Genomic DNA, 19,039 nt, shown 5'->3' with positions numbered 1-19,039 from the left:
AGCTTCAGCATGCCATACAGAGAGAGCAGTGGAAGCAATAGAGAGCACCGCTCTTGACTCAGCCACCGCCACGCCCCATGCTGATCCTGAGAGCACCGCTCTCACCATCAGCCTGCCAGGAGGAAAAATGTCGGAAACATTCGTGGTGACCGGAGCAGGGCCCGTCGGCTGGACCGTCGCCGGGCAGCTGGCCGGCGGCGGCAACCGGGTGCGCGTCCTGACCCGTTCCGGCAGCGGACCCACGCACCCGCTGGTGGAGCGCGTTGCGGGCGACGCCAGAGACGCCTCCCAGCTGCGGAAAGTCTTTGCGGGCGCGGGCGCGGTCTTCCACTGCATCCATGGCTCCGCGTACACGGCAGCCACCTGGGAGGCAGAACTGCCTGCCGCAGAACAGGCGGTGATGGAAGCAGCTCAGGAGACGGGCGCCGTCGTCGTATTTCCCGAAAGTCTCTACTCCTACAGCGAACCCCACCGCGTCATGACGGAAAGCAGCCTGAGGGCCGCCGCGGGCGGCAAGCGCGGAGTGCGGACGGAGCTGCTGCAGGCGCGCGAAGCCTCAGCCACGCCAACCGTGAGCGTGGTGGCCGGCGACTTCTTCGGGCCCCGCGTCCGGATGGCGCACGGCGGCGAACGCATCGTGGCGCCAATTTTGGCGGGCAGGAACGTAAGCGTTGTGGGAAGCGCCCGGCAGCCGCACTCATTCACGTACATCGCGGACCTGGCCAGGGCAATGATTACGGCCGCCGGCATGCCCTCAGCATGGAACGCTGTGTGGCACGCGCCCACCGGGACCGCGATAACCCAGCGGGAGCTCGCCCACGCCTTCGCAGCGGCGGCCGGCCAGGCTGGACCAAAGGTGCGCGCCCTGCCTGGCTGGATCCTCCGCGCGGGCGGAATCTTTTCCACCGATGCCCGCGAGCTGGCCGAGACCCTTTACCAGTTCGAGAAGCCATTCGTGATGGATTCATCGCTTTCCGAAGCGGCTCTGGGCATCGCCCCGACGCCTCTTCCCGAGGCTGCTGCCGCCACCGTGGAGTGGTGGCGGCAGCAAGGGTGACTGCTAGCGGGTGGCCACCTCTTCGAGGGGTTCGGCTCCGGCCTCCCGCTGCACGGCGGCGTCCAGTTCCGGCCTGCCCAGTTTGCCGGGCCACCAGATGCGCGGACCGATGTGATAGGCCAGTGCGGGAACCAGCAGCGAGCGCACCAGGATGGTGTCAAGCAGCACCCCGAAAGCGACGATGAACGCCAGCTGCACCAGGAACATGATCGGAATGACGCCCAGCGCGGCGAACGTTGCGGCCAGGACCACGCCGGCGGATGTGATCACGCCGCCAGTTACACCGAGCCCGCGAAGGATGCCGGGCCGGGTGCCGTGTTTCAGGGATTCCTCGCGGACCCGGCTCATCAGGAAGATGTTGTAGTCCACGCCGAGCGCCACCAGGAACACAAAGCCGAACAGCGGAACCGTGGCATCTGCACCCGGGAAGCCGAGGATGTTGTTGAAAACGAAGGCGGAGACGCCCATGGCCGCCCCGTAGGACAGCACCACCGAGAGCACCAGCAGGACCGGCGCCACAATGGAGCGCAGCAGCAGCATCAGGATCAAGAGGATCACCACCAGGACCACCGGGATGATGATCACCAGGTCGCGCTGGGCGGTGGTGTTGGTATCCAGCGCCGTCGCCGTCACACCGCCCACCAGCGCACCCGGGTCCACGGCTTTCACCTCCGCGCGGAGGGCTTTGACGGTCTCCTCGGCCTCCAGCGAATCCGCGGCGTCGTTCAGGGTCGCGTTGATCAGCACCTTTCCGTCGCGGACGTCCGGGGCGCTGGGAGCACCGGGGGCTCCGGTGATGGGCACCGAACCTTGGGCCAGCAGGTAAGCCTCGCCGACGCCGTCGGACGCTTTCACCGTGTCCAGCACCTCCTGCGCCTTGCCCTGGCCGGCAACCACGACGGCGGGGCTGCCGCTGCCCGCGTCGAAATGGCGCGCCAGCGCGTCCTGGCCGTCCACGGTATTGGAGGCGGTGAGGATAACGTCCGTCTGCGGGACGCCGTTTGCCTTCAGCTGAAGCAGCCCGCTCGCCGCAACCACCAGCAGCAGGACCGAAGCCACCCAGACGGTCCGGGGCCGCCGGGACACCAGGGAGCCGGTGGCACGCCACAAGCCCTTCTGGCCCTCGAGTCCGGTGACCAGCTCGGGTTCACGCTGGTCAGCCGGGACGAGCTTGGGCCGGAATGGCCAGAATGCGGCCCGGCCCAGGAGTGCCATCAGGGCGGGAAGCAAGGTCAGGGCGGCGAACAGCGAGCAGAGGATTCCCGCCGCAGCCACGGGACCCAGCGCTTTGTTGGAGTTCAGGTCGGAGAAGAGCAGGCACAGGAGGGCGATGATCACGGTGGCGCCCGATGCCAGGATGGGCTCGAAGGAGGCCTTCCAGGCTGTGAGCACACCGGCGGTGCGGTTGGTGGTGTGGGTCAGGGCCTCCCGGAACCTCGCCACAAACAGGAGAGCGTAATCCGTGGCAGCACCGATCACCAGGATGGACAGGATGCCCTGGCTCTGCCCGTTGAGCTGGATCCACTCGGCCTTGGCCATGCCGAAGACCAGCAGGATGGCCGCGCACAGGGCGAAGACCGAGGTCAGCAGCACCACGATGGGCAGCAGGAGTGAGCGGTAAACAACCAGCAGGATCACGAACACGGCCCCCAGCGCCACCAGCAGGAGGATGCCGTCAATGCCGGCGAAGGCTGCCGTGAGGTCAGCCGCGAGCCCCGCAGGACCGGTGACATAGGTTTTGATGCCCGCCGGGGCCGATTGCGCGACCGTATCGCGCAGCTCCCGGACAACCTCCTTCACCTCTTTGGACGAGTCGATCGGCACGATGAACTGCACGGCCTTCCCGTCCCCTGAGGGGATGGGCCCGATCACCGCACTGCCCGCCTGCAGACCTTCCAGATCAGTGCGGAGGCTGGCGATCCCGCCAAGCTGTACCGCGCTCAGGGTTTCGTCGGCTTCCAGGACGATAACGCCGGGCACCTCGTCGGAATCCCGGAACTTCGCCTGCCAGTCCTGGGCGGCGGTGGCTTCGGCGCTGGCCGGGAGGAATGATGCCTGGTCATTTGAGGAGACCTCGTCCAAGCGCCCGAACGTGGGTCCGCCAACGCCCGCGAGCGCGAGCCAGGCCAGCACGAGGATAACGGGGACGAGCCAGCGCAGCCAGAAAGGGACGCGCTCCTTGGCGGGGGAGTGGGATTTCATCATGCCTTCCGGACAGCGACGGGAGTAGAATTAATTCCATCCTAGAGTATCTCCACCATAGAGATAAGTGCTGGCCTAGCTTTTCTTCAGTTGATCCAATACAGAGAGGTTCCCGCGCCTGAAGTAATATCCGTCAGTACGGCCGGGCGCTGGAGCGCTCTGTTCGAAGCAGGAATGAGGAGGTAGACGTGGCAGGCAACAAGACCCCCGCCGCGCCCGCACCTCCCCCGGGGGCCGGGGCCCGGAAGGGTGGGAACCCCTCGCAGGGCGGGCCTCCCCAAGGCAGGGGCCCGCACCCGCTGATTCGGCTCCTTCAGGAGTTCACGCTCGAAGCCAACCGGTATGTGGATGCGGCCGGCGGCCGGAAAGACATGCACCGGACGGACCTGAATGCGCTGGCAGTCATCATGCGCCACACCGCAAATGGCGGCACGGTCACGCCCGGGCTGCTGCGAAAAGAACTGAACCTCAGCTCCCCGGCCACCACCGCCCTGATTGACAGGCTGGACAGCTCCGGACATGTAGTGCGGGAGCGGGACAGCTCCGACCGCCGGCAGGTCCACCTTCGAATGACGCCCAAGGCCTTCGAGGAGGGCGGCGCCATCTTCGCTCCGCTCTCACGCCGGATGGGCAGCGCACTGGCCACCTTCTCCCCCGAAGAACTGGAAACGGTCACCCGGTTTATGACAGCCATGGTGGAAGCCACGGTGGCGGCGCGGGAAGAACCCGCCGGCGCACCGGCCTCCTCCACCGCACCCAACTAAGTCGCGCCAAGTGTCGTTTTGAAGGGGCAAAACGACACTTGGCGCGACCTGGTTGGGGGTAGCGTTTGCTTATGAGTGCGCAGCAGCCCGAAGACGACGTTTACACGCACGGCCATCACGAGTCGGTGGTCCGCGCCCATGCCGCCAGGACCGCCGAGAATTCGGCCGCCTTTGTCCTGCCGCACCTGACCCCCGGAACAGAACTGCTCGACGTCGGCTGCGGCCCGGGCAGCATCACCTGCGATTTCGCCGCACTGGTAAGCCCCGGCAAGGTCATCGGCCTGGACCGCTCGCCGGACATCATTGCCCAGGCCACGGCCCTCGCCGTCGAGCGGGAGGTGGCGAACGTCGAGTTCATTGCCGGCAACATCTACGATCTCGACTTCGAGGATGAAACGTTCGACGTGGTGCACGCCCACCAGGTGCTTCAACACCTGACCGATCCCGTTGAGGCGTTGCGGGAAATGCGCAGGGTGGCAAAGCCCGGCGGGATTGTCGCCGTGCGCGACGCGGACTTCCACGGCATGAGCTGGTATCCGGCCATCCCTGAGCTGGACGAGTGGATGGAGCTTTACCAGCGCATCGCGCGCAGGAACGGAGCAGAGCCCGACGCCGGGCGGCGGCTGGTGAGCTGGGCACAGTCGGCGGGATTCACCGACGTCGCGCCCACCAGCAGCAACTGGCTTTACGCCACGGGGCAGCAGCGCCGCTGGCAGGCACGTGTCTGGGGCGAGCGTGTGCTTCATTCGGCGTTCGCTGAGCAGGCGCTGGAGTACGGATTCGCCAACCCCGCGGACCTGGCCAGGATCTCCGCCGGCTGGCACCGCTGGGGATCCACGGACGACGGCTGGTTCCTGATCCCCAACGGCGAGGTCATCGCGCGGGCTTAGGCTGCCTAAGCGTCATTACCGATATCCACATAACAACTTTGCGGTCTGCCAAGGAGCTGCTGCCAGGGAATATCGTCGGGCACATGAGCTACTACGGCGACCATGAATACTGGGCGGAACCTTACATGGTGGAGGTTGACCAAGTAGAGTTGGTCAACATGGGACAGTACAACGTCCAGGAAGCAAAAACGCGTTTGTCTGAGCTCTTGAACCAGGTGGAAAACGGCGAGGACGTGGTGATCGCCAAAGCAGGCAGCCCTGTCGCCCGGCTGGTAAAAATCGAGCGTCCCCATAAACGGGAGCTGGGCTTCCTGGGCCCCCTGCACATTCCTGATGAGTTCTACGAGCCCTGGAGCGACGAGGAGATGGGGGCCGCGGAATGATGCGGCTCCTCCTGGATACCCATGTTTTCCTGTGGGCGGTTGCGGAACCGAAGCGCCTCTCAAGCAAAGCCAGGAGTTCCATCAGCAAGCTGGAAAACCAAATCTTCGTGTCGCCGGTCACCGCCTATGAGCTGTCATACAAGCACCGCCAAGGAAAACTGCCCTCCGGAGCGGCGATCGCCATGAGCTTTGGTCGGCAGGTTGCCCATCTTTACGCTTCTGAACTCGCGGTCTCGTCGCCTCATACCGTGGCGGCAGGACAACTGGACTGGGACCACAAGGATCCCTTCGACCGCATGCTCGCCGCCCAGGCGATGGTGGAGGGACTTACCCTCGTTACCGCAGATGAAGACCTGCAGGCTTTCGACCCCGTGGCAACCCTCTGGTGAATGCGGCACTAAACTTGGCTAGTGCAATTTTCCCTTTGGCTCGCCCTGGCCGGCGCCGGCGTCCTGATCAGTTTCACCCCCGGCGCAGGGGCCATCAACACCATGAGCAATTCACTGAACGCCGGGTTCCGGCGCTCCATGTGGGGAATCCTCGGCCAGCAGGCAGCACTGGTGATCCACGTGGTGATCGTTGCGCTCGGTGTGGGAGTTCTGGTGGCCAGCTCGCCCGTTGCCTTCAACGTCATCCGATACTCCGGGGCTGCCTACCTGGTGTATCTGGGTATCAGGCAGTTCCTCGCCAAGCCGGACCTTGAGCAGGGGAAAATTGCCGGCCTGAGGAACGAGCCCGCCTGGTCCATCTTCCGGCGCGGGTTCTGGGTAAACCTGCTGAACCCAAAGGCAATAATCTTCTTCCTCGCCTTTATGCCCCAGTTCATCCGGCCGGAGCTTCCCCTCCTTGCCCAGTACGCAGTACTGACGGCAACGATCGTGGCCATCGACATCCTGGTGATGTGGTTCTTCTTCGCGGCCGCCGCCAGGTCCTTTGAGCGGTTCACCCGCAGCCCTGGCGGCCAGCTGGTCCTCAACCGGTCATTCGGCGTGCTGTTTGTGGCCGTGGGTATCCTGCTGGCCCTCCTCCACTAGCTTCCCCGTGTTCCATCCGCCCCCCGAAGGCTATGTGACGGGAAAACACACCATCTTTACAAAAGGGTCAAGCTTTGCGGACCTGCCGCTAGCCAACAGGGTGTATTAGCACGCATGCTTAGTATATGAACTCAGCGTCGAGCCCATACAGAGTTATCGCCGTCTGCACCGGAAACATCTGCCGGTCCCCCATGGCCGAGCTGATGCTGACCGCCGCGCTGGAACGCGAAGGGCTGGACCAACTGGTAACCGTAGACTCCGCAGGCACCACCGGCTACGAGGCCGGCCGGCCGATTGACCCTCGAGCGGCCCGACGCTTAGGCGCAACACAGCTCACGTCGAACACGCACATTGCCCGCCAGTGGCAGCACGCGTGGTTCCGGGAACGCGACCTGATCCTGGCCCTGGACATCGACCACCACGCCTGGCTCAGCGAGTCCGCCCCGGACCAGGAGTCCCGGGACAAGATCCGCATGCTCCGCAGCTTCGATCCCCGGCTGGCGGACAAAGACCTGCTGGACCAAGGCATTGAGGACCCCTGGTACGGCGGGCAAGCCGACTTCGAGACCGTCTGGCACGAGGTCCACGCTGCCCTGCCCGGACTGGTGGACTACATCAAAGGGGCCGTCCTTAGAAACGCCCAGCTCCAGCGGCAGGCCTAGGCTATAAGCATTGCCTGCTGCAGGGCCTGCTCCAGCAGGGCCAGCTCGCAGACATGAAAGCCCGGCAGGGATAACGGTACGCTCTAATCCATGAGCCCAGCCCCCGTCATCATCGCCGTCGACGGGCGCTCGGGTGCTGGCAAAACTACCCTCGCCGTCGAACTGGCGGCACGACTGCGCGCCCACCACAAGGTCTCGCTGTTCCACCTCGAGGACATCTACCCGGGATGGAACGGCTTGCTGGCGGGCATCGACCGCTACGTGGCCACGGTCCTGGAACCCCTGAGCCGCGGCGAGGCGGCCACCTGGACCAGCTGGGACTGGGAAAACCATTACGACGGCGCCTCCCGCGTCACGCTGCCCGCCGAGATTGTCATCGTTGAGGGGGTGGGGGCGGCTGCCGCTGCCGCCCGGCCGCTGCTCAGCGCCGTCATCTGGGCGGACTCCCCGGATGACATCCGCCGGACCCGCGCCCTGGATCGCGACGGCGGAACCTACGAACCCTACTGGGACCAGTGGGCTGTGCAGGAAGAGGAATGGCTGCTCGGCGACGACGTCCCGCAGCACGCCGACGTGCGTGTGCTGAACCGCGCTGACGGAACCGCCCCTGCGGACGTGCTGCAGCTCCTGCCGTACCTTCCCGCCCTGGCCCCCACCCTGTCCCCCGAACTCGCGGCGCGCCGTGCCCTGACCCTCCGGGCCGAGCGCCTTGACCGCCGTCCGGACGCAGCCGCCTTGTTCAGTTCCCTCTATGGGGCCTCGGCCAACGCCGTCTGGCTGGACTCTTCCAATACGGACGCTTCCAATGCTGACTCCTCCAACGGCGGCTCTGCTGCCCACGTCCGTGAGGACCGGGCAAGACCTGCAGCCGCTGAGCGCAGCCGCTTCAGCATCATGGCCGACAACGGAGGCTTGTTGGGCCGGTCCGTGACGCACCGTTCCGGTTACAGCAGGATCGAGGCGGGCTGCGCCTCAGCCACGGTGGCAGGCCCCTTCTTCCGCTGGCTCGACACCGTGTGGGGAGACGCTGCAGTCAGCACCCCGGAAGGGTACCCCGGCGAATTCACGCTGGGCTGGCTCGGCTGCCTTGGCTACGAGCTCAAACGGGAAACCGGCGGAACTGACCATTCTGCCTCCACCCCTGACGCAGCCCTGATCTTCGCCGGAAGGGCAGTGGTCCTGGATCATGCCGAAGGCACGGCCTGGCTCCTGGCCCTCGATGCTACGGACGCCGATGAATGGCTGGAAGATGCCCGCACCGCTGTCGAAACAGCTGCCAGCCCCGCCGCCCAGGCTGCCGGAGCCCATGGGGGCCTTGGCACCCAGGCCAGCGGCAGCAACGGCGTCGTACTTCCGGACGCGCCCGCATTCACAAGCCGCGATACCGGTGCGGCATACCGGGAGAAAATCGCCGCCGCCCCAGCACGAAATAGCCGAGGGAAACACCTACGAGGTCTGCCTGACCACCACGTTGTCAGCGCGGATTCCGGCCGCCGCGCTCGACCCGTGGCAGACCTACCTGGCTCTGCGCCGGAAAAACCCGGCACCCTTTGCCAGCTACCTTCGGCTCGGCAGCCTGCACGTAGCCAGCACCTCGCCCGAGCGCTTCCTGAAGATAGCGTCCGACGGCGGCATGCGCGCCGAACCCATCAAGGGGACCCGCCGCCGCGCCTCCGATCCTGCTGAAGACGCGGCGCTGCGTTCCGAGCTTGAGACGTCGCTGAAGGACCGCGCCGAGAACATCATGATCGTGGATTTGCTGCGGAACGACCTGAGCCACTTCTCCGTCCCCGGCTCCGTGACCGTCAGCCGGCTCTGTGCCATCGAAAGCTACGCCACCGTCCACCAGATGGTGAGCACCATCGACGCACAGCTTCAGCGCGGATCGTCCCGGGCCGAGGCGGTGGCCGCCTGTTTCCCGGCCGGCTCCATGACCGGCGCGCCGAAGATCAGCACCATGGCCATCCTGGACCGGCTGGAAGGCGAAGCACGCGGGCTCTATTCGGGCGCCATCGGCTACTTCTCGCTGAATGGCGCCACGGACCTCGCCGTCGCCATCAGGACCCTGGTGATCAATGCGGCCGGCGACGGAACCTCGGAACTGGCCCTCGGCGTCGGCGGCGCCATTACGGCCGATTCAGTGCCGGACGAGGAATACGATGAAATCCGCACCAAGGCCTTCGGGGTCCTCTCGACGCTGGGCACACAGTTCCCCGAAAACTAGCCGCTGCATTGCACTTTCTACTGCACGGTCTTCTACTGCACCGTCGCCGTCAGCCTGGCCACGTTGTCCACGTACCGCCTGGCCAGGGGCCGCTGGAGCCAGTCGGCCAGCCTGAGCTCGTGCGAAATGTCCCGGTAGGTGTCTTCGACCGCGCGCATCTTGGTGACGATGTCCTCGCCCAGCAGCATCACGGACACTTCAAGATTGAGCGAGAACGAGCGCATGTCCATGTTGCTGGAGCCGAGCACCGCAACCTCGTCGTCGATGGTGAAGTGCTTGGCGTGGAGCACAAAGGGAGCTTTGTACAGGTAGATCCGGACACCGGCCTCCAGCAGGGCCTCGTAGTACGAGCTCTGGGCGTGGTGGACCAGGAACTGGTCGCCCTTCTCCGAGACGAACAGCTCCACGTCCACACCCCGCTGGGCGGCAGTGGTGATGGCATAGAGCAGGGAATCGTCCGGTACGAAATACGGGCTGCAGATGGAAATCCGCTGCTGGGCCGAATAAATGAGGGTGTTGAACAGCCGCAGGTTGTTTTCAGTGATGAAGCCGGGGCCGCTGGGCACCACCTGGGCGGTGACGTTGCCGGGGTGCGGGTTGGACGGAAGCTGCAGCTGGTGCTCCAGCGACTCGTCGGTTTCGCTCAGCCAGTCGGTGGCGAAAACCACGTTCAGGGTGGTGACGATGGGCCCGCGCAGGCAGGCCATTAGCTCCACCCATTCGCGGCCGGCTTTCCGGTGCCGGGGGTTGTTGTAGGAGGGCTCGATCAGGTTCTGCGACCCGGTGAAGGCCACTTCGCCGTCGATCACCATGATCTTGCGGTGGTTGCGCAGGTCCGGCCGGCGCCACTGGCCGTGGATGGGCAGCAGCGGGAGCATCCGCTTCCACTGGATTTTTCCGGCCCGGAGCCGTTTGAGCAGGTTCCGGTAGCCCTTCACTCGGAGGGTGCCAATGTGGTCGAACAGCACCCGGACTTCCACCCCGCGCTCCGCGGCTTCCTCCAGGGCTGTCATCAGGTCGTCGGTGATGTGGTCCGTGCTCATGATGTAGAACTCGGCGTTGACGAACTTCTTCGCCTTCCGCACCGCCTTGGTCATCTCAAGGATCGAATCCGGGTACCCGGGGATCAGGTCCACTGAGTTGCCGTCCACCATGGGCAGGGAGCCCAGCCGCCGGTTAAGCTCCGCCGCGGACCGCACCCAGTCCGGGCCCGGGTAGTCGCTTTCGACGTCGGCCAGCGCCGAGATACCGGCCCGCACCCTGTCGTTGACATCCTGCTGCTGCTGCCGCCGGCGGCTGGACAGCTTGAAGTTGCCGAACAGCAGGAACAGGATGATGCCGACGAACGGGACAAAGAAGATGCCCAGCAGCCATGCCATTGCGGTGGTGGGCCGCCGGTTGCCCGGGATGATGCCTACGGCGAGCACCCTGATCACCAGGTCGGCGACGCCCAGCAGCACCACCACCCACATCGGCGCGGTGCCGGCAAGCGAAAATGGCCACAACACGTGAATAACCCCCGGAAGACTCCGCTCCCGGCGGACGGTTTCCGGCCAGGGCACTCTGCCCAGCTTATCCGCGGGCGCCACACTAAGCTGGACCCATGACCTCTCCAGCCAACGTGGTTCTCGTATTCCTCGATCCTGCTTTCCCCGACGGCCGGTTTGCTGATGCTTCCCAGCCCCAGTTGCTGGTGACGGATCTCGGCGCCACCCGGGGCGACGGAATCTTTGAGACCATGCACGCTGTGGACGGCACTGTCCGGAAGATCCAGGCGCACCTGGACCGCCTTGCCGGTTCCGCGGAAGCCCTGGACCTGGCCATCCCCGCAGAGGACGAGTGGCGCCGCGCCATCACCGCCGCAGTCTCCGAGCACCGGTCACGGCATCTGCCCGCCTCCTCCCCTGATGAACTGGCAGTAAAGCTGGTGGTGACCCGCGGGGTGGAAGGTGCTCCGGCGCCCACGTCCTGGGTCCAGGTATCCCCTGCCGGCGCAGGCCTGCGCCGGCAGCGTGAGACAGGCATCGACGTCATCCTGCTGGACCGCGGCTATGACAGTCATGTTGCGGAACGCGCGCCGTGGCTGCTGCTGGGCGCGAAGACGCTCTCCTACGCCGTCAACATGGCAGCCCTCCGCCACGCCCACAAACAGGGCGCGGACGACGTCATCTTTACGTCCTCCGACGGCCGTGTCCTTGAAGGCCCCACGTCCACCGTGCTGATGGCACACGTGCAAACGTCCGACGACGGCACGCCCGTAAAGCGCCTCGTCACGCCCCTGCTGGACAGCGGCATCCTCCCCGGCACCTCCCAGGGTGCGCTGTTCGCCGCGGCAAAGGCTGCCGGCTGGGAGTTGGGCTACGGCCCGCTTGAGCCGCAGGATCTCCTGGACGCCGACGCCGTCTGGCTGATTTCGAGTGTGCGGATGCTGGCGCCGGTAAACCGGATCGACGGCAAGGAAATCGGCATGCCGTCCCTGCAAAAAGAGCTGACTGCCGAACTGAACGAACTGTTCGCCGGCATTCAATAAACTCCAGGACTTTCAGGACGGTCCGGCGGAATACTCGAAGCGCTCCAGGACCGCGCTGCCGCCGCCCGCGCTGACACCGATCACGCGGCCGGTAAATCCCCCGGCAAGCAGGCATTCAGCGGGCAAGGCATAGTCACCGGACGAAGATTGGCCTTAGTGTGTGGTTCATGACTTCTGACGCGGGACCTGCCGGGAAACTGTCCTTTGATGAATGCTGGGAACTTCTCGAAGGTGACACCCTGGGCCGGCTCGGCTTGACGGTGGACGGACACCCCGAAATTTTCCCGGTCAACTATGTGGTGCACCGCCGGAGCATTGTCTTCAGGACGTCCGGCGTCACCAAGCTGTGGAATGCCAAGGCGGAACGCCCGGCGGTCCTAGAGATCGACGGCTACGACCCCCACACCGAAGAGGCATGGAGCGTAGTGGTGCGCGGGGACACGGACATCATCGAGGACCAGGCTGACAAGGATGCCGTGGACAGCCTGGGGCTGGAGCCGTGGCAGCCGGGCGAGAAAGCCCACTACATCAGGTTGACAGCCCGGGCACTGACGGGCCGCCGCTTCAAGGTGAACAAACCGGACATCTGGAACACCCGCACCACAGACCGGCGCCGCGCTTCTTTCGAGTAGCTGCTGCCCGCTCCGGGGTGCTAGGCGGGCGAAGCGGCCGGGTGCTCTGAGAGCTGCGCTTCAAGCCCGGACAGCAGGATGGTCAGTCCCTGGTCCAGCTCTGTCTCGCCGTCGTATTCTGAAAGGTCCGGAGCCAATGCCCTCAGCCGGGGGAACTCTTTGGCGGGCAGCCGGTGCAGGCCGAGCCGCAGCAGTGCTTCGTTTTCTTCCGGATCCACCACATATTCCTGCAGTTCGTTCAGGATGTGGCCGTAGAGGAAGCCGTAGTAGGCGCGGTAGACGTGCAGGGCACCGGCGGGGTTGAACCCTGCCCCGATCAGCAGGGAGAGGATCTGTTCCAGCGGACGCAAGGTGCCCAGCGGCCTCAGCCCCAGTGGGGTGGAGAGGGGCCTGGTGACCAGCAGCGGCACCACATTGGGGTGCTGGAGCGCGAGCAGCCGCAGGTTGTGGGCGATGCTGCGGAGCTGTTCTTTCCAGTCTGGGTCCTCGGGATGGATGGGGAGCTGGTTGAGGACCAGTTCGGACACTCCGTCAAGCAATGCTGCCCGGTTCTCCGCGTAGCGGTAGAGGCTCATGGGGTCACGGCCCAGTTCCTGGCCCAAACGGCGCATTGTCAGCGCATCCAGGCCTTCAGCGTCCACCAGTTCAAGCGCTTTGGCCAGCACCAGTTCACGGCTGAGCGGAGCCTTCCGGCCGCGTTCTTCGGTGCGTGAGGGCTTCGGGGAGGACATGTGTTTACCGTTCTGGAGCCGTCAGCAAGTGGGGTGCCCGAAGGTAATTCCAGACGCTTGCCGTATTTGTAGTCTACGGGTAAAGTCTACAGCGTAGACAAGCTGTTAGCGCCATCTTGCACCCATCGATTCCCGAAGATTCGATTAACGCTCCATTGCCTTGTGCAGGCTTTGAGGTTCCCGCTGCTGTAGCCGAACGGCGGCACCCACGCACCTAGCGAAGGGACGCCGTCATGGCACATTCGCAGTTCGACACTTTCCTCCAGGAAGCCACCCAGCTGGATAAGGCCTACGATCACAGCCTCGACGACGACCGGCTTTACGGCCTGTACACCAGCTGGTGCTTCATCAACCAGCAGACGCCCGGCCAGGAGTCCGTTTTCTGGGCAGCCATGAAACACCGTATGCCGGCGGGCCACAACGGCCTGCGCATGAAGGGCCCGGCAGCCGCCGACTACATCCTGACAAGCTACCCCGGCCTCGTTTAGGGTCTGGCACATAAAAAGGCGTGAAGCGCTTCCCGGCAGGAAGCGCTTCACGCCTTTTCGTTTTTTCAGCTCTGTATCCTTCTCCGACTGTCGCCTCAGGTCGGAATGATCCGGAAGAGGAACCGCGTCCGGACCATCACCCACAGGAGCCCCAGGACAAGCGCGCAGGCCGCCGTATTAATCCAAATGTCGCCTTGGCGCAGCGCCGGGATGTTGGCGATCACCGCGATCAGCACCACGTGGATGATGAAGACGTACAGGGTTGCCCGGCCCAGGGGAATCAGGAACCAGCCCAGGGCGCGGGCCACCGGTTTCCAGTAGGCCGTGAGGAATGCGTAGGCGGCCACCACCAGCACCAGGACGTTGAGGAGCCGGCCCGGGGCCAGATAAGTGCGGCCGAAGAAGAGGTCATACATGGTCCGGTACGCCGTGTCCGGAACAATCGCGAGCCGCATATCAAAGGCGTTGGCCAGGTACGGGTTGCCCCAGGACAGGAACGCGAAAGCGAAGGCGGCCGCAGTGCAGGCGGCCACTGCCCAGGTGTGGTCAGTTAGCCACGAAACAATGCGGTGGCGGTGGAACCCCGCCACCAGGCCGATCACGAAAAGGACCTGCCACACCAGCAGCGGGAAAGAGTCCTCGAACTGCGAGGGCAGGATCCGGAACCGGGTGGCCGCGCCCACTGCGTACACGGCCAGCGTGGCGCCGAGCACCCATACTGCCTTGCCGCGGTTGAGTGCGGCAAGGATCAGCGGGCTGACGAGCAGCAGCACCACGTACAGGCCCATCACGTTGAACTGCCACGGGCCGAACTGCAGCAGCAGGATGGCCGGCAGGACCTGCGGCGGTACGGGGAACTGGAACAGCGATTCCATTCCGGCGTAGAGGTCGTAGGTCCGGCCGGCGCCGTTGTGCCCCGCCCCGCCGGTTCCCTGGTCAACGTAGGTGGTCAGTGCATCACTCTGGAACAGGGGCAGCAGCGAGATCAGGAAGACGCCGATCAGCACCGCCAGCGCCGTCAGGTAAAGCTTCCCCGCACGGCGGGAGGTCAGGTCCACCACCGTCCCAAAGTCCCGGTTGACCCGCGGCCTGTACACCATGCCCACCACCAGCCCCGAGAAGAGGACAAAAAGTTCGGCCCCGGAAACGAAACCCACCGCCTCCTGGGTGAGCAGCTGGAACAGTGACATCATGCCCAGGTGGTTTACCACCACAAACACAATGGCCATGCCCCTCAGCAGGTCCACCCGCGAATCCCTGCTGGAGGGATCGGTGTAGCCCCAGGCTGTTGCGGCATTGACCCGCCGGGGGATTTGCCACAGCGCCACCAGGAGGATGATCAGTGCCGCTCCCACGGTCCAGGCAGCCGCCCCGGCGACGGTGTTGGCGCGGACGTATCCGCTGCCGGCACCGATTTCGGTGGCAGGACCGGTCACCATGGGGGAAGCCTCGAGCCGATCCAGGGCGGCAGCAGCAACCGCAGGGTTCCCGGTGAGCAGCCAGTCGATGCTGGCCACCCCGGTGTCCCTGGTGCTTGTCCGCTCATCCCAGACCACTGCCGCCGTGCTGGCGAAGTCCGTGGACGTGGCAGCATCCAGGACCTGGTCCCACCAGCCCACCTTGATGTCCACGTCCGAAGCGCCGCCGGAGGCCGGGCTGTAGAACGCGGAGGTCTGCAGCAGGAACGGCTTGTCCTTCCCTGACGCATAAGTCCCGTAGAAGTCTTCCCCGTCGGAGGCCGTGAGCATCTCCTGGAGTTCGTTCTGCCGGGGAACGGTGTTGACCGCCGCGCCGCCGGCAGTGTCGTCGTGGAAAGCGGTCAGGCCCACCCAGTCCACGGCATCGTCCCCCGGATAGTACGGGGCGTAGGCCGCATCGGAGCCGTTCCACACGCCGTCACCGTTGGTATCGAGCAGGGCGAAGCCATCGCTGCCCGGCACAGGGGCGTTCCGGTGCCGGTCGAACGGGTAGTCCTTCCCCAGGTACGGCTCCCACACCATCGGTGGTCGGATGCCATCGGCATCTTCAAAGGCTGCGGCGACGGCCTGGAAGGCGGACCGGTAAGCGGCGGGCTGCTGGCCCCATTCCACCCAGCTGGCATTCATGTCGGGGGCAAAGCGGATCAGCACATGGCCCTTGAAGTCCGCTGTCAGCCTCCGCACGTCGCCGGCGAATGATGCGGCAGCTTCAGCGGTAACCTGGTCAAGCGGAACGCTGGGCTTCACCGTGAGCATCGCATGGGCGCCCTGCATCCCGGACTGCTCCAGGAAGCCCCGGATGTCGTTCTCCTCCGATCCACGGAAGGGCAACGCGATGTCGTGCCCGAAAAGCGCCGGCGACGCGCCGAACCTCTCCGTAAAACCGGCCGCCGTGTCCTCGCCCCATTCGAGGACAGCGCCCAGCAGCGGTTTGCCCTCACCCGGGAAGGTGTCGGCAGCACGGGCGGCTCCGGCGGGCAGCACCACTGCCAGGAGGGCAATCGTCACCGCGGCAAGAAGGGCAGCACCCCTTCGGACAGCCGACTGGCGGGTATGTTGTCCCCGGAAATTTTGCCAATGGAGTTGCGTGGGACGGCTCTCCAGCGCGGCGGCTCGTGGCGTGCTGATGGGGACCCCCAGGAATTTTGCTCCGACGGCGCGGCGGCGCCCTGACAAGAACCCTATCTGGCGTGGAAAGCCGCGGCGGGCGTCGGTCGGCTTCGCTGCCCGTGGCGGTTCCCGCCGTCGTACGTTCCAGGAACCGCCGCGCAATCACCCAAGCTGCTTCAGCGGCGCTTCAGTTACGGAACATGACGACGACGGCGGTGCGGCCCCGCGCGCCAAGTGTTACGTTTTTGGGGAGTAATGAGTACCGGTGCCAAGCCCTGACTGGCCGGTCGGCAACCCTCCTTCCGCGGCGGGGTGCCTCAGGTGAATACTCGGCATATCGACCGATTCGAGCTGCAAGCGTGAGAGAAGGAGATCCGTCATGTCTGACGCACCTGCCCCTGAAGAGAAATTGTCCTACCGCCTCATCAGCGGGCCGGATGACCGTGCGTTCTGTGAGCGGATCTCGGCCGCGCTGGCAGAGGGGTATGTGCTGCATGGAAGCCCCGCAGCAACCTTCAACGGCAGCAGCGTCATTGTGGCCCAGGCTGTAGTCCTGCCGGCCGCCATCGCGTCCGCGGATGCCGCCGTCGCCACTGCCGTTGATGACCTTGAAGCAGCCAGCGAAGACCTCGAGTTCGACGGCGAGGGCCACGCATGAGCTATGCAGGAGACCTCACCCCCCAGGAAGCCTGGGACAAGCTGCAGCAGGGCGCCATCCTCGTGGACGTGCGCACCGAGGGCGAATGGGCCCACATCGGCATCCCCGACACAAAGGCCACGGACAATGATCCGCTGTTCATCCAGTGGACCTTCCCGGGCGGCATTCCCAACCCTGATTTCATCAAGGACCTGAGCCTGCAGGCCCCCGACAATCCTTCAACTGAGCTGCTCTTCCTCTGCCGCTCCGGGCAGCGTTCCATCGCTGCCGCAACCGCCGCCACGCAGGCCGGCTTCACCTCCTACAACGTGCTGGAGGGCTTCGAAGGCGAGCCGGACCGCTATGGAGAGCGCACCGTCAACGGCTGGAAAAACCGCGGCCTGCCAACCAACCTGGGAAAGAACTAAGTGACCTTCAACGAAGACGCCGCCGGCTGGAGCCCCGACACCCAGGCCGTCCGCGGCGGGCTGGACCGCACCAACTTCCAGGAAACCAGCGAGGCTGTGTTCCTGAACTCCGGCTTTGTGTACGAATCCGCCGCCGCTGCCGAACGGGCCTTCACCGGTGAGGACGAACGCTTCGTCTACTCCCGCTACGGCAACCCCTCCGTTGCTACATTCCAGGAGCGGCTCCGCCTCCTGGAGGGCACCGAAGCGTGCTTTGCGACGGCGTCCGGCATGTCCGCAGTTTTCACCGCCCTGGGTGCCTTGCTGGCTGCCGGCGACAGGGTGGTTGCCGCCCGCTCGCTCTTTGGCTCCTGCTTCGTGATCCTCAACGAGATCCTGCCGCGGTGGGGCGTGGAGACCGTATTCGTGGACGGCCCGGACCTGGACCAGTGGCGCGAAGCCCTGTCCCAGCCCACCACCGCCGTGTTCTTCGAGTCGCCGTCAAATCCCATGCAGGAAATCGTGGACATTGCGGCGGTGAGCGAACTCGCCCACGCCGCAGGTGCCACCGTCGTCGTCGACAACGTCTTTGCCACTCCCCTGCTGCAGCGTTGCGGCCAGTTCGGCGCCGACGTCATTGTCTACTCGGGTACCAAGCACATCGACGGCCAGGGCAGGGTCCTGGGCGGCGCCATCCTGGGCACCAAGGAATTCATCGAAGGCCCGGTCAAGCAGCTCATGCGGCACACCGGCCCGTCGCTGTCCGCCTTCAACGCGTGGGTCCTCACCAAGGGCCTCGAGACCATGGCCTTGCGCGTCAACCACTCCTCCGCCTCCGCGCTGCGGATCGCCGAGTGGCTGGAGCAGCAGCCGGCCGTGAGCTGGATCAAGTACCCGCTGCTGAAGTCGCACCCGCAGTACGAGCTCGCCGCAAAGCAGATGAAGGCGGGCGGCACGGTGCTCACCCTTGAACTTGCCCCTTCCGGCGGCCGCTCGGGCAAGGAGGCCGCCTTTGCGCTGCTGGATGCCTTGCGGATCATCGACATCTCGAACAACCTGGGCGATTCCAAGTCCCTGATCACCCACCCTGCCACCACCACGCACCGGGCGATGGGACCTGAGGGCCGCGCGGCCATTGGCCTGAGCGATGGAGTTGTTCGGCTCTCGGTGGGGCTTGAGGACCTGGACGACCTGATTGGCGACTTGGAACAGGCACTCAAGCAGATTTAGCGCTGGCTGGGGCGGGGCGGGTTCCACGCGTCCTGGCTCCGCTCCGGCACCGCTGGGTCCGCTGGGTCCGCTGGCTCCGCTCCGGCACCGGGACCATTTGCCGCTTGCTGCTCCTTCGTCGCTCTGACGCAAGCTACACAAATGACCCCGGCACCCTCGCCGGATCTCTGCGACTGTATCGGGAATCGGCGGGTGTTCCCGCTATCCAGGCCTCAGAGGCCGTCGAGGGAAAGGTGGACGGTTACTTCGTCGCCTTCGTCGATTTTGGCTTTGTCCCTAACGCCCTTCTTCACGGGTAGCAGGTACGAGCTGCTTTTGTTGTCCCGGAAGAGCGAAGTCTGCCAGGAGTGTCCGCCGATCTCGGCCTTGACTTTGATCGAGCCGAACGCCTTGCTGGACCCTGCAGTTTGAACGCGCACATCGTCCGCGATCTCTGCCGGCAGGGTCAGGAAGTGCCAACCGGCCTCGCCGGGATACAGCCACAATGCTGCTTTGAAAGAATACGACGCCGTCACGCGCCGAGTATGGCACTTTCGGGCCCTACATATAAAGCGGCCAAAAAGTTCTGCAGTTTTTCCCA

Annotated in this window: 18 protein-coding genes, 1 pseudogene and 1 riboswitch; of the genes and pseudogenes, 14 read left to right on the top strand and 5 right to left on the bottom strand. The window is 65.1% G+C overall.

Going from position 1 to position 19,039, the window contains the following annotated elements; all coding sequences use genetic code 11:
* Positions 1-127 precede the first annotated feature (127 nt).
* Complete coding sequence (locus QF047_RS00685; RefSeq protein WP_307272810.1) at positions 128-1,057, top strand: NAD-dependent epimerase/dehydratase family protein; 930 nt, start codon at positions 128-130, stop codon at positions 1,055-1,057.
* A gap of 3 nt (positions 1,058-1,060) precedes the next feature.
* Here QF047_RS00685 and QF047_RS00680 read toward each other — a convergent pair whose 3' ends face one another.
* Positions 1,061-3,259 (bottom strand): MMPL family transporter, encoded by a 2,199-nt coding sequence (locus QF047_RS00680; RefSeq protein WP_307281679.1) that lies wholly within the window; start codon positions 3,257-3,259, stop codon positions 1,061-1,063.
* Positions 3,260-3,558: 299 nt separating this feature from the next.
* Here QF047_RS00680 and QF047_RS00675 point away from each other — a divergent pair, with 299 nt between their 5' ends.
* The 7 genes and pseudogenes from QF047_RS00675 to pabB all read left to right on the top strand — a co-directional run bounded on the left by QF047_RS00675 (position 3,559) and on the right by pabB (position 9,216).
* Entirely contained in the window at positions 3,559-4,023 is a 465-nt protein-coding gene (locus QF047_RS00675) for a MarR family winged helix-turn-helix transcriptional regulator (RefSeq protein WP_306639178.1), read from the top strand.
* A gap of 71 nt (positions 4,024-4,094) precedes the next feature.
* Complete coding sequence (locus QF047_RS00670) at positions 4,095-4,913, top strand: methyltransferase domain-containing protein (protein ID WP_307272806.1); 819 nt, start codon at positions 4,095-4,097, stop codon at positions 4,911-4,913.
* Positions 4,914-4,996: 83 nt separating this feature from the next.
* A complete protein-coding gene (locus tag QF047_RS00665) occupies positions 4,997-5,296 on the top strand; it encodes a type II toxin-antitoxin system Phd/YefM family antitoxin (RefSeq protein ID WP_307272803.1) in 300 nt (99 codons plus the stop codon).
* On the top strand, positions 5,293-5,685 hold the full coding sequence (locus QF047_RS00660) for a type II toxin-antitoxin system VapC family toxin (protein ID WP_307272800.1): 393 nt from the start codon (positions 5,293-5,295) through the stop codon (positions 5,683-5,685). Before QF047_RS00665 ends, QF047_RS00660 begins: the two co-directional genes overlap by 4 nt.
* A gap of 21 nt (positions 5,686-5,706) precedes the next feature.
* Positions 5,707-6,330, top strand: a complete 624-nt coding sequence (locus tag QF047_RS00655; protein WP_307272798.1) for a LysE family transporter — start codon at positions 5,707-5,709, stop codon at positions 6,328-6,330.
* A 125-nt stretch (positions 6,331-6,455) separates the two neighbouring features.
* Positions 6,456-6,992, top strand: coding sequence for a low molecular weight protein-tyrosine-phosphatase (locus QF047_RS00650; RefSeq protein ID WP_307272794.1), 537 nt, complete (start codon positions 6,456-6,458; stop codon positions 6,990-6,992).
* Positions 6,993-7,082: 90 nt separating this feature from the next.
* A pseudogene (gene pabB / locus QF047_RS00645) lies at positions 7,083-9,216 on the top strand (aminodeoxychorismate synthase component I).
* A gap of 32 nt (positions 9,217-9,248) precedes the next feature.
* Here the strand turns inward: pabB and cls are convergent.
* Complete coding sequence (gene cls / locus QF047_RS00640; protein ID WP_307281675.1) at positions 9,249-10,688, bottom strand: cardiolipin synthase; 1,440 nt, start codon at positions 10,686-10,688, stop codon at positions 9,249-9,251.
* 131 nt (positions 10,689-10,819) lie between these two features.
* Between cls and QF047_RS00635 the strand changes: the two genes are divergently transcribed.
* Both QF047_RS00635 and QF047_RS00630 read left to right on the top strand, forming a co-directional pair.
* Positions 10,820-11,746: an aminodeoxychorismate lyase gene (locus QF047_RS00635; RefSeq protein ID WP_307272792.1), complete on the top strand. Its 927-nt coding sequence runs from the start codon at positions 10,820-10,822 to the stop codon at positions 11,744-11,746.
* A 167-nt stretch (positions 11,747-11,913) separates the two neighbouring features.
* Positions 11,914-12,378 (top strand): pyridoxamine 5'-phosphate oxidase family protein, encoded by a 465-nt coding sequence (locus QF047_RS00630; RefSeq protein WP_307272789.1) that lies wholly within the window; start codon positions 11,914-11,916, stop codon positions 12,376-12,378.
* Between the two features lie 20 nt (positions 12,379-12,398).
* Here the strand turns inward: QF047_RS00630 and QF047_RS00625 are convergent, their stop codons facing one another.
* Positions 12,399-13,109 (bottom strand): TetR/AcrR family transcriptional regulator C-terminal domain-containing protein, encoded by a 711-nt coding sequence (locus tag QF047_RS00625; RefSeq protein WP_306636346.1) that lies wholly within the window; start codon positions 13,107-13,109, stop codon positions 12,399-12,401.
* Between the two features lie 233 nt (positions 13,110-13,342).
* Here QF047_RS00625 and QF047_RS00620 point away from each other — a divergent pair, with 233 nt between their 5' ends.
* Positions 13,343-13,597: a hypothetical protein gene (locus QF047_RS00620; protein ID WP_306636348.1), complete on the top strand. Its 255-nt coding sequence runs from the start codon at positions 13,343-13,345 to the stop codon at positions 13,595-13,597.
* A 95-nt stretch (positions 13,598-13,692) separates the two neighbouring features.
* On the opposite strand, the gene opgC is transcribed toward QF047_RS00620, so the two are convergent.
* The gene (gene opgC, locus QF047_RS00615) at positions 13,693-16,083 is read right to left on the bottom strand and encodes an OpgC domain-containing protein (protein WP_307272785.1); all 2,391 of its coding nucleotides are present in this window, start codon (positions 16,081-16,083) and stop codon (positions 13,693-13,695) included.
* A gap of 353 nt (positions 16,084-16,436) precedes the next feature.
* Positions 16,437-16,551, top strand: a riboswitch (SAM riboswitch).
* Between the two features lie 13 nt (positions 16,552-16,564).
* Between opgC and QF047_RS00610 the strand changes: the two genes are divergently transcribed.
* From QF047_RS00610 to QF047_RS00600, 3 genes are read left to right on the top strand one after another with little or no spacing between them, the layout of a single operon-like run.
* Positions 16,565-16,843, top strand: a complete 279-nt coding sequence (locus QF047_RS00610) for a DUF1737 domain-containing protein (protein ID WP_306636352.1) — start codon at positions 16,565-16,567, stop codon at positions 16,841-16,843.
* Entirely contained in the window at positions 16,840-17,250 is a 411-nt protein-coding gene (locus QF047_RS00605) for a rhodanese-like domain-containing protein (protein WP_306636354.1), read from the top strand. Before QF047_RS00610 ends, QF047_RS00605 begins: the two co-directional genes overlap by 4 nt.
* Complete coding sequence (locus QF047_RS00600; protein WP_307272778.1) at positions 17,251-18,459, top strand: O-succinylhomoserine sulfhydrylase; 1,209 nt, start codon at positions 17,251-17,253, stop codon at positions 18,457-18,459.
* A 212-nt stretch (positions 18,460-18,671) separates the two neighbouring features.
* Here QF047_RS00600 and QF047_RS00595 read toward each other — a convergent pair whose 3' ends face one another.
* The gene (locus QF047_RS00595; protein ID WP_307272776.1) at positions 18,672-18,974 is read right to left on the bottom strand and encodes a DUF1905 domain-containing protein; all 303 of its coding nucleotides are present in this window, start codon (positions 18,972-18,974) and stop codon (positions 18,672-18,674) included.
* Positions 18,975-19,039: the final 65 nt, after the last annotated feature.

Source organism: Arthrobacter sp. W4I7 (assembly GCF_030816215.1).
In the GTDB taxonomy this organism is placed as follows: Bacteria; Actinomycetota; Actinomycetes; order Actinomycetales; family Micrococcaceae; genus Arthrobacter; species Arthrobacter siccitolerans_A.
Note: the sequence above shows the minus strand (reverse complement) of the source record. Positions and strands in the feature narration are given on the sequence as shown.

Coding starts and splice junctions, on each gene's coding strand:
- QF047_RS00665 (WP_307272803.1), top strand. CDS start 4,997: ATGAGCTACTACGGCGACCATGAATACTGGGCGGAACCTTACATGGTG.
- QF047_RS00635 (WP_307272792.1), top strand. CDS start 10,820: ATGACCTCTCCAGCCAACGTGGTTCTCGTATTCCTCGATCCTGCTTTC.
- QF047_RS00670 (WP_307272806.1), top strand. CDS start 4,095: ATGAGTGCGCAGCAGCCCGAAGACGACGTTTACACGCACGGCCATCAC.
- QF047_RS00620 (WP_306636348.1), top strand. CDS start 13,343: ATGGCACATTCGCAGTTCGACACTTTCCTCCAGGAAGCCACCCAGCTG.
- QF047_RS00685 (WP_307272810.1), top strand. CDS start 128: ATGTCGGAAACATTCGTGGTGACCGGAGCAGGGCCCGTCGGCTGGACC.
- QF047_RS00625 (WP_306636346.1), bottom strand. CDS start 13,109: ATGTCCTCCCCGAAGCCCTCACGCACCGAAGAACGCGGCCGGAAGGCT.
- QF047_RS00610 (WP_306636352.1), top strand. CDS start 16,565: ATGTCTGACGCACCTGCCCCTGAAGAGAAATTGTCCTACCGCCTCATC.
- QF047_RS00660 (WP_307272800.1), top strand. CDS start 5,293: ATGATGCGGCTCCTCCTGGATACCCATGTTTTCCTGTGGGCGGTTGCG.
- cls (WP_307281675.1), bottom strand. CDS start 10,688: ATGTGGGTGGTGGTGCTGCTGGGCGTCGCCGACCTGGTGATCAGGGTG.
- QF047_RS00650 (WP_307272794.1), top strand. CDS start 6,456: ATGAACTCAGCGTCGAGCCCATACAGAGTTATCGCCGTCTGCACCGGA.
- QF047_RS00605 (WP_306636354.1), top strand. CDS start 16,840: ATGAGCTATGCAGGAGACCTCACCCCCCAGGAAGCCTGGGACAAGCTG.
- QF047_RS00680 (WP_307281679.1), bottom strand. CDS start 3,259: ATGAAATCCCACTCCCCCGCCAAGGAGCGCGTCCCTTTCTGGCTGCGC.
- QF047_RS00630 (WP_307272789.1), top strand. CDS start 11,914: ATGACTTCTGACGCGGGACCTGCCGGGAAACTGTCCTTTGATGAATGC.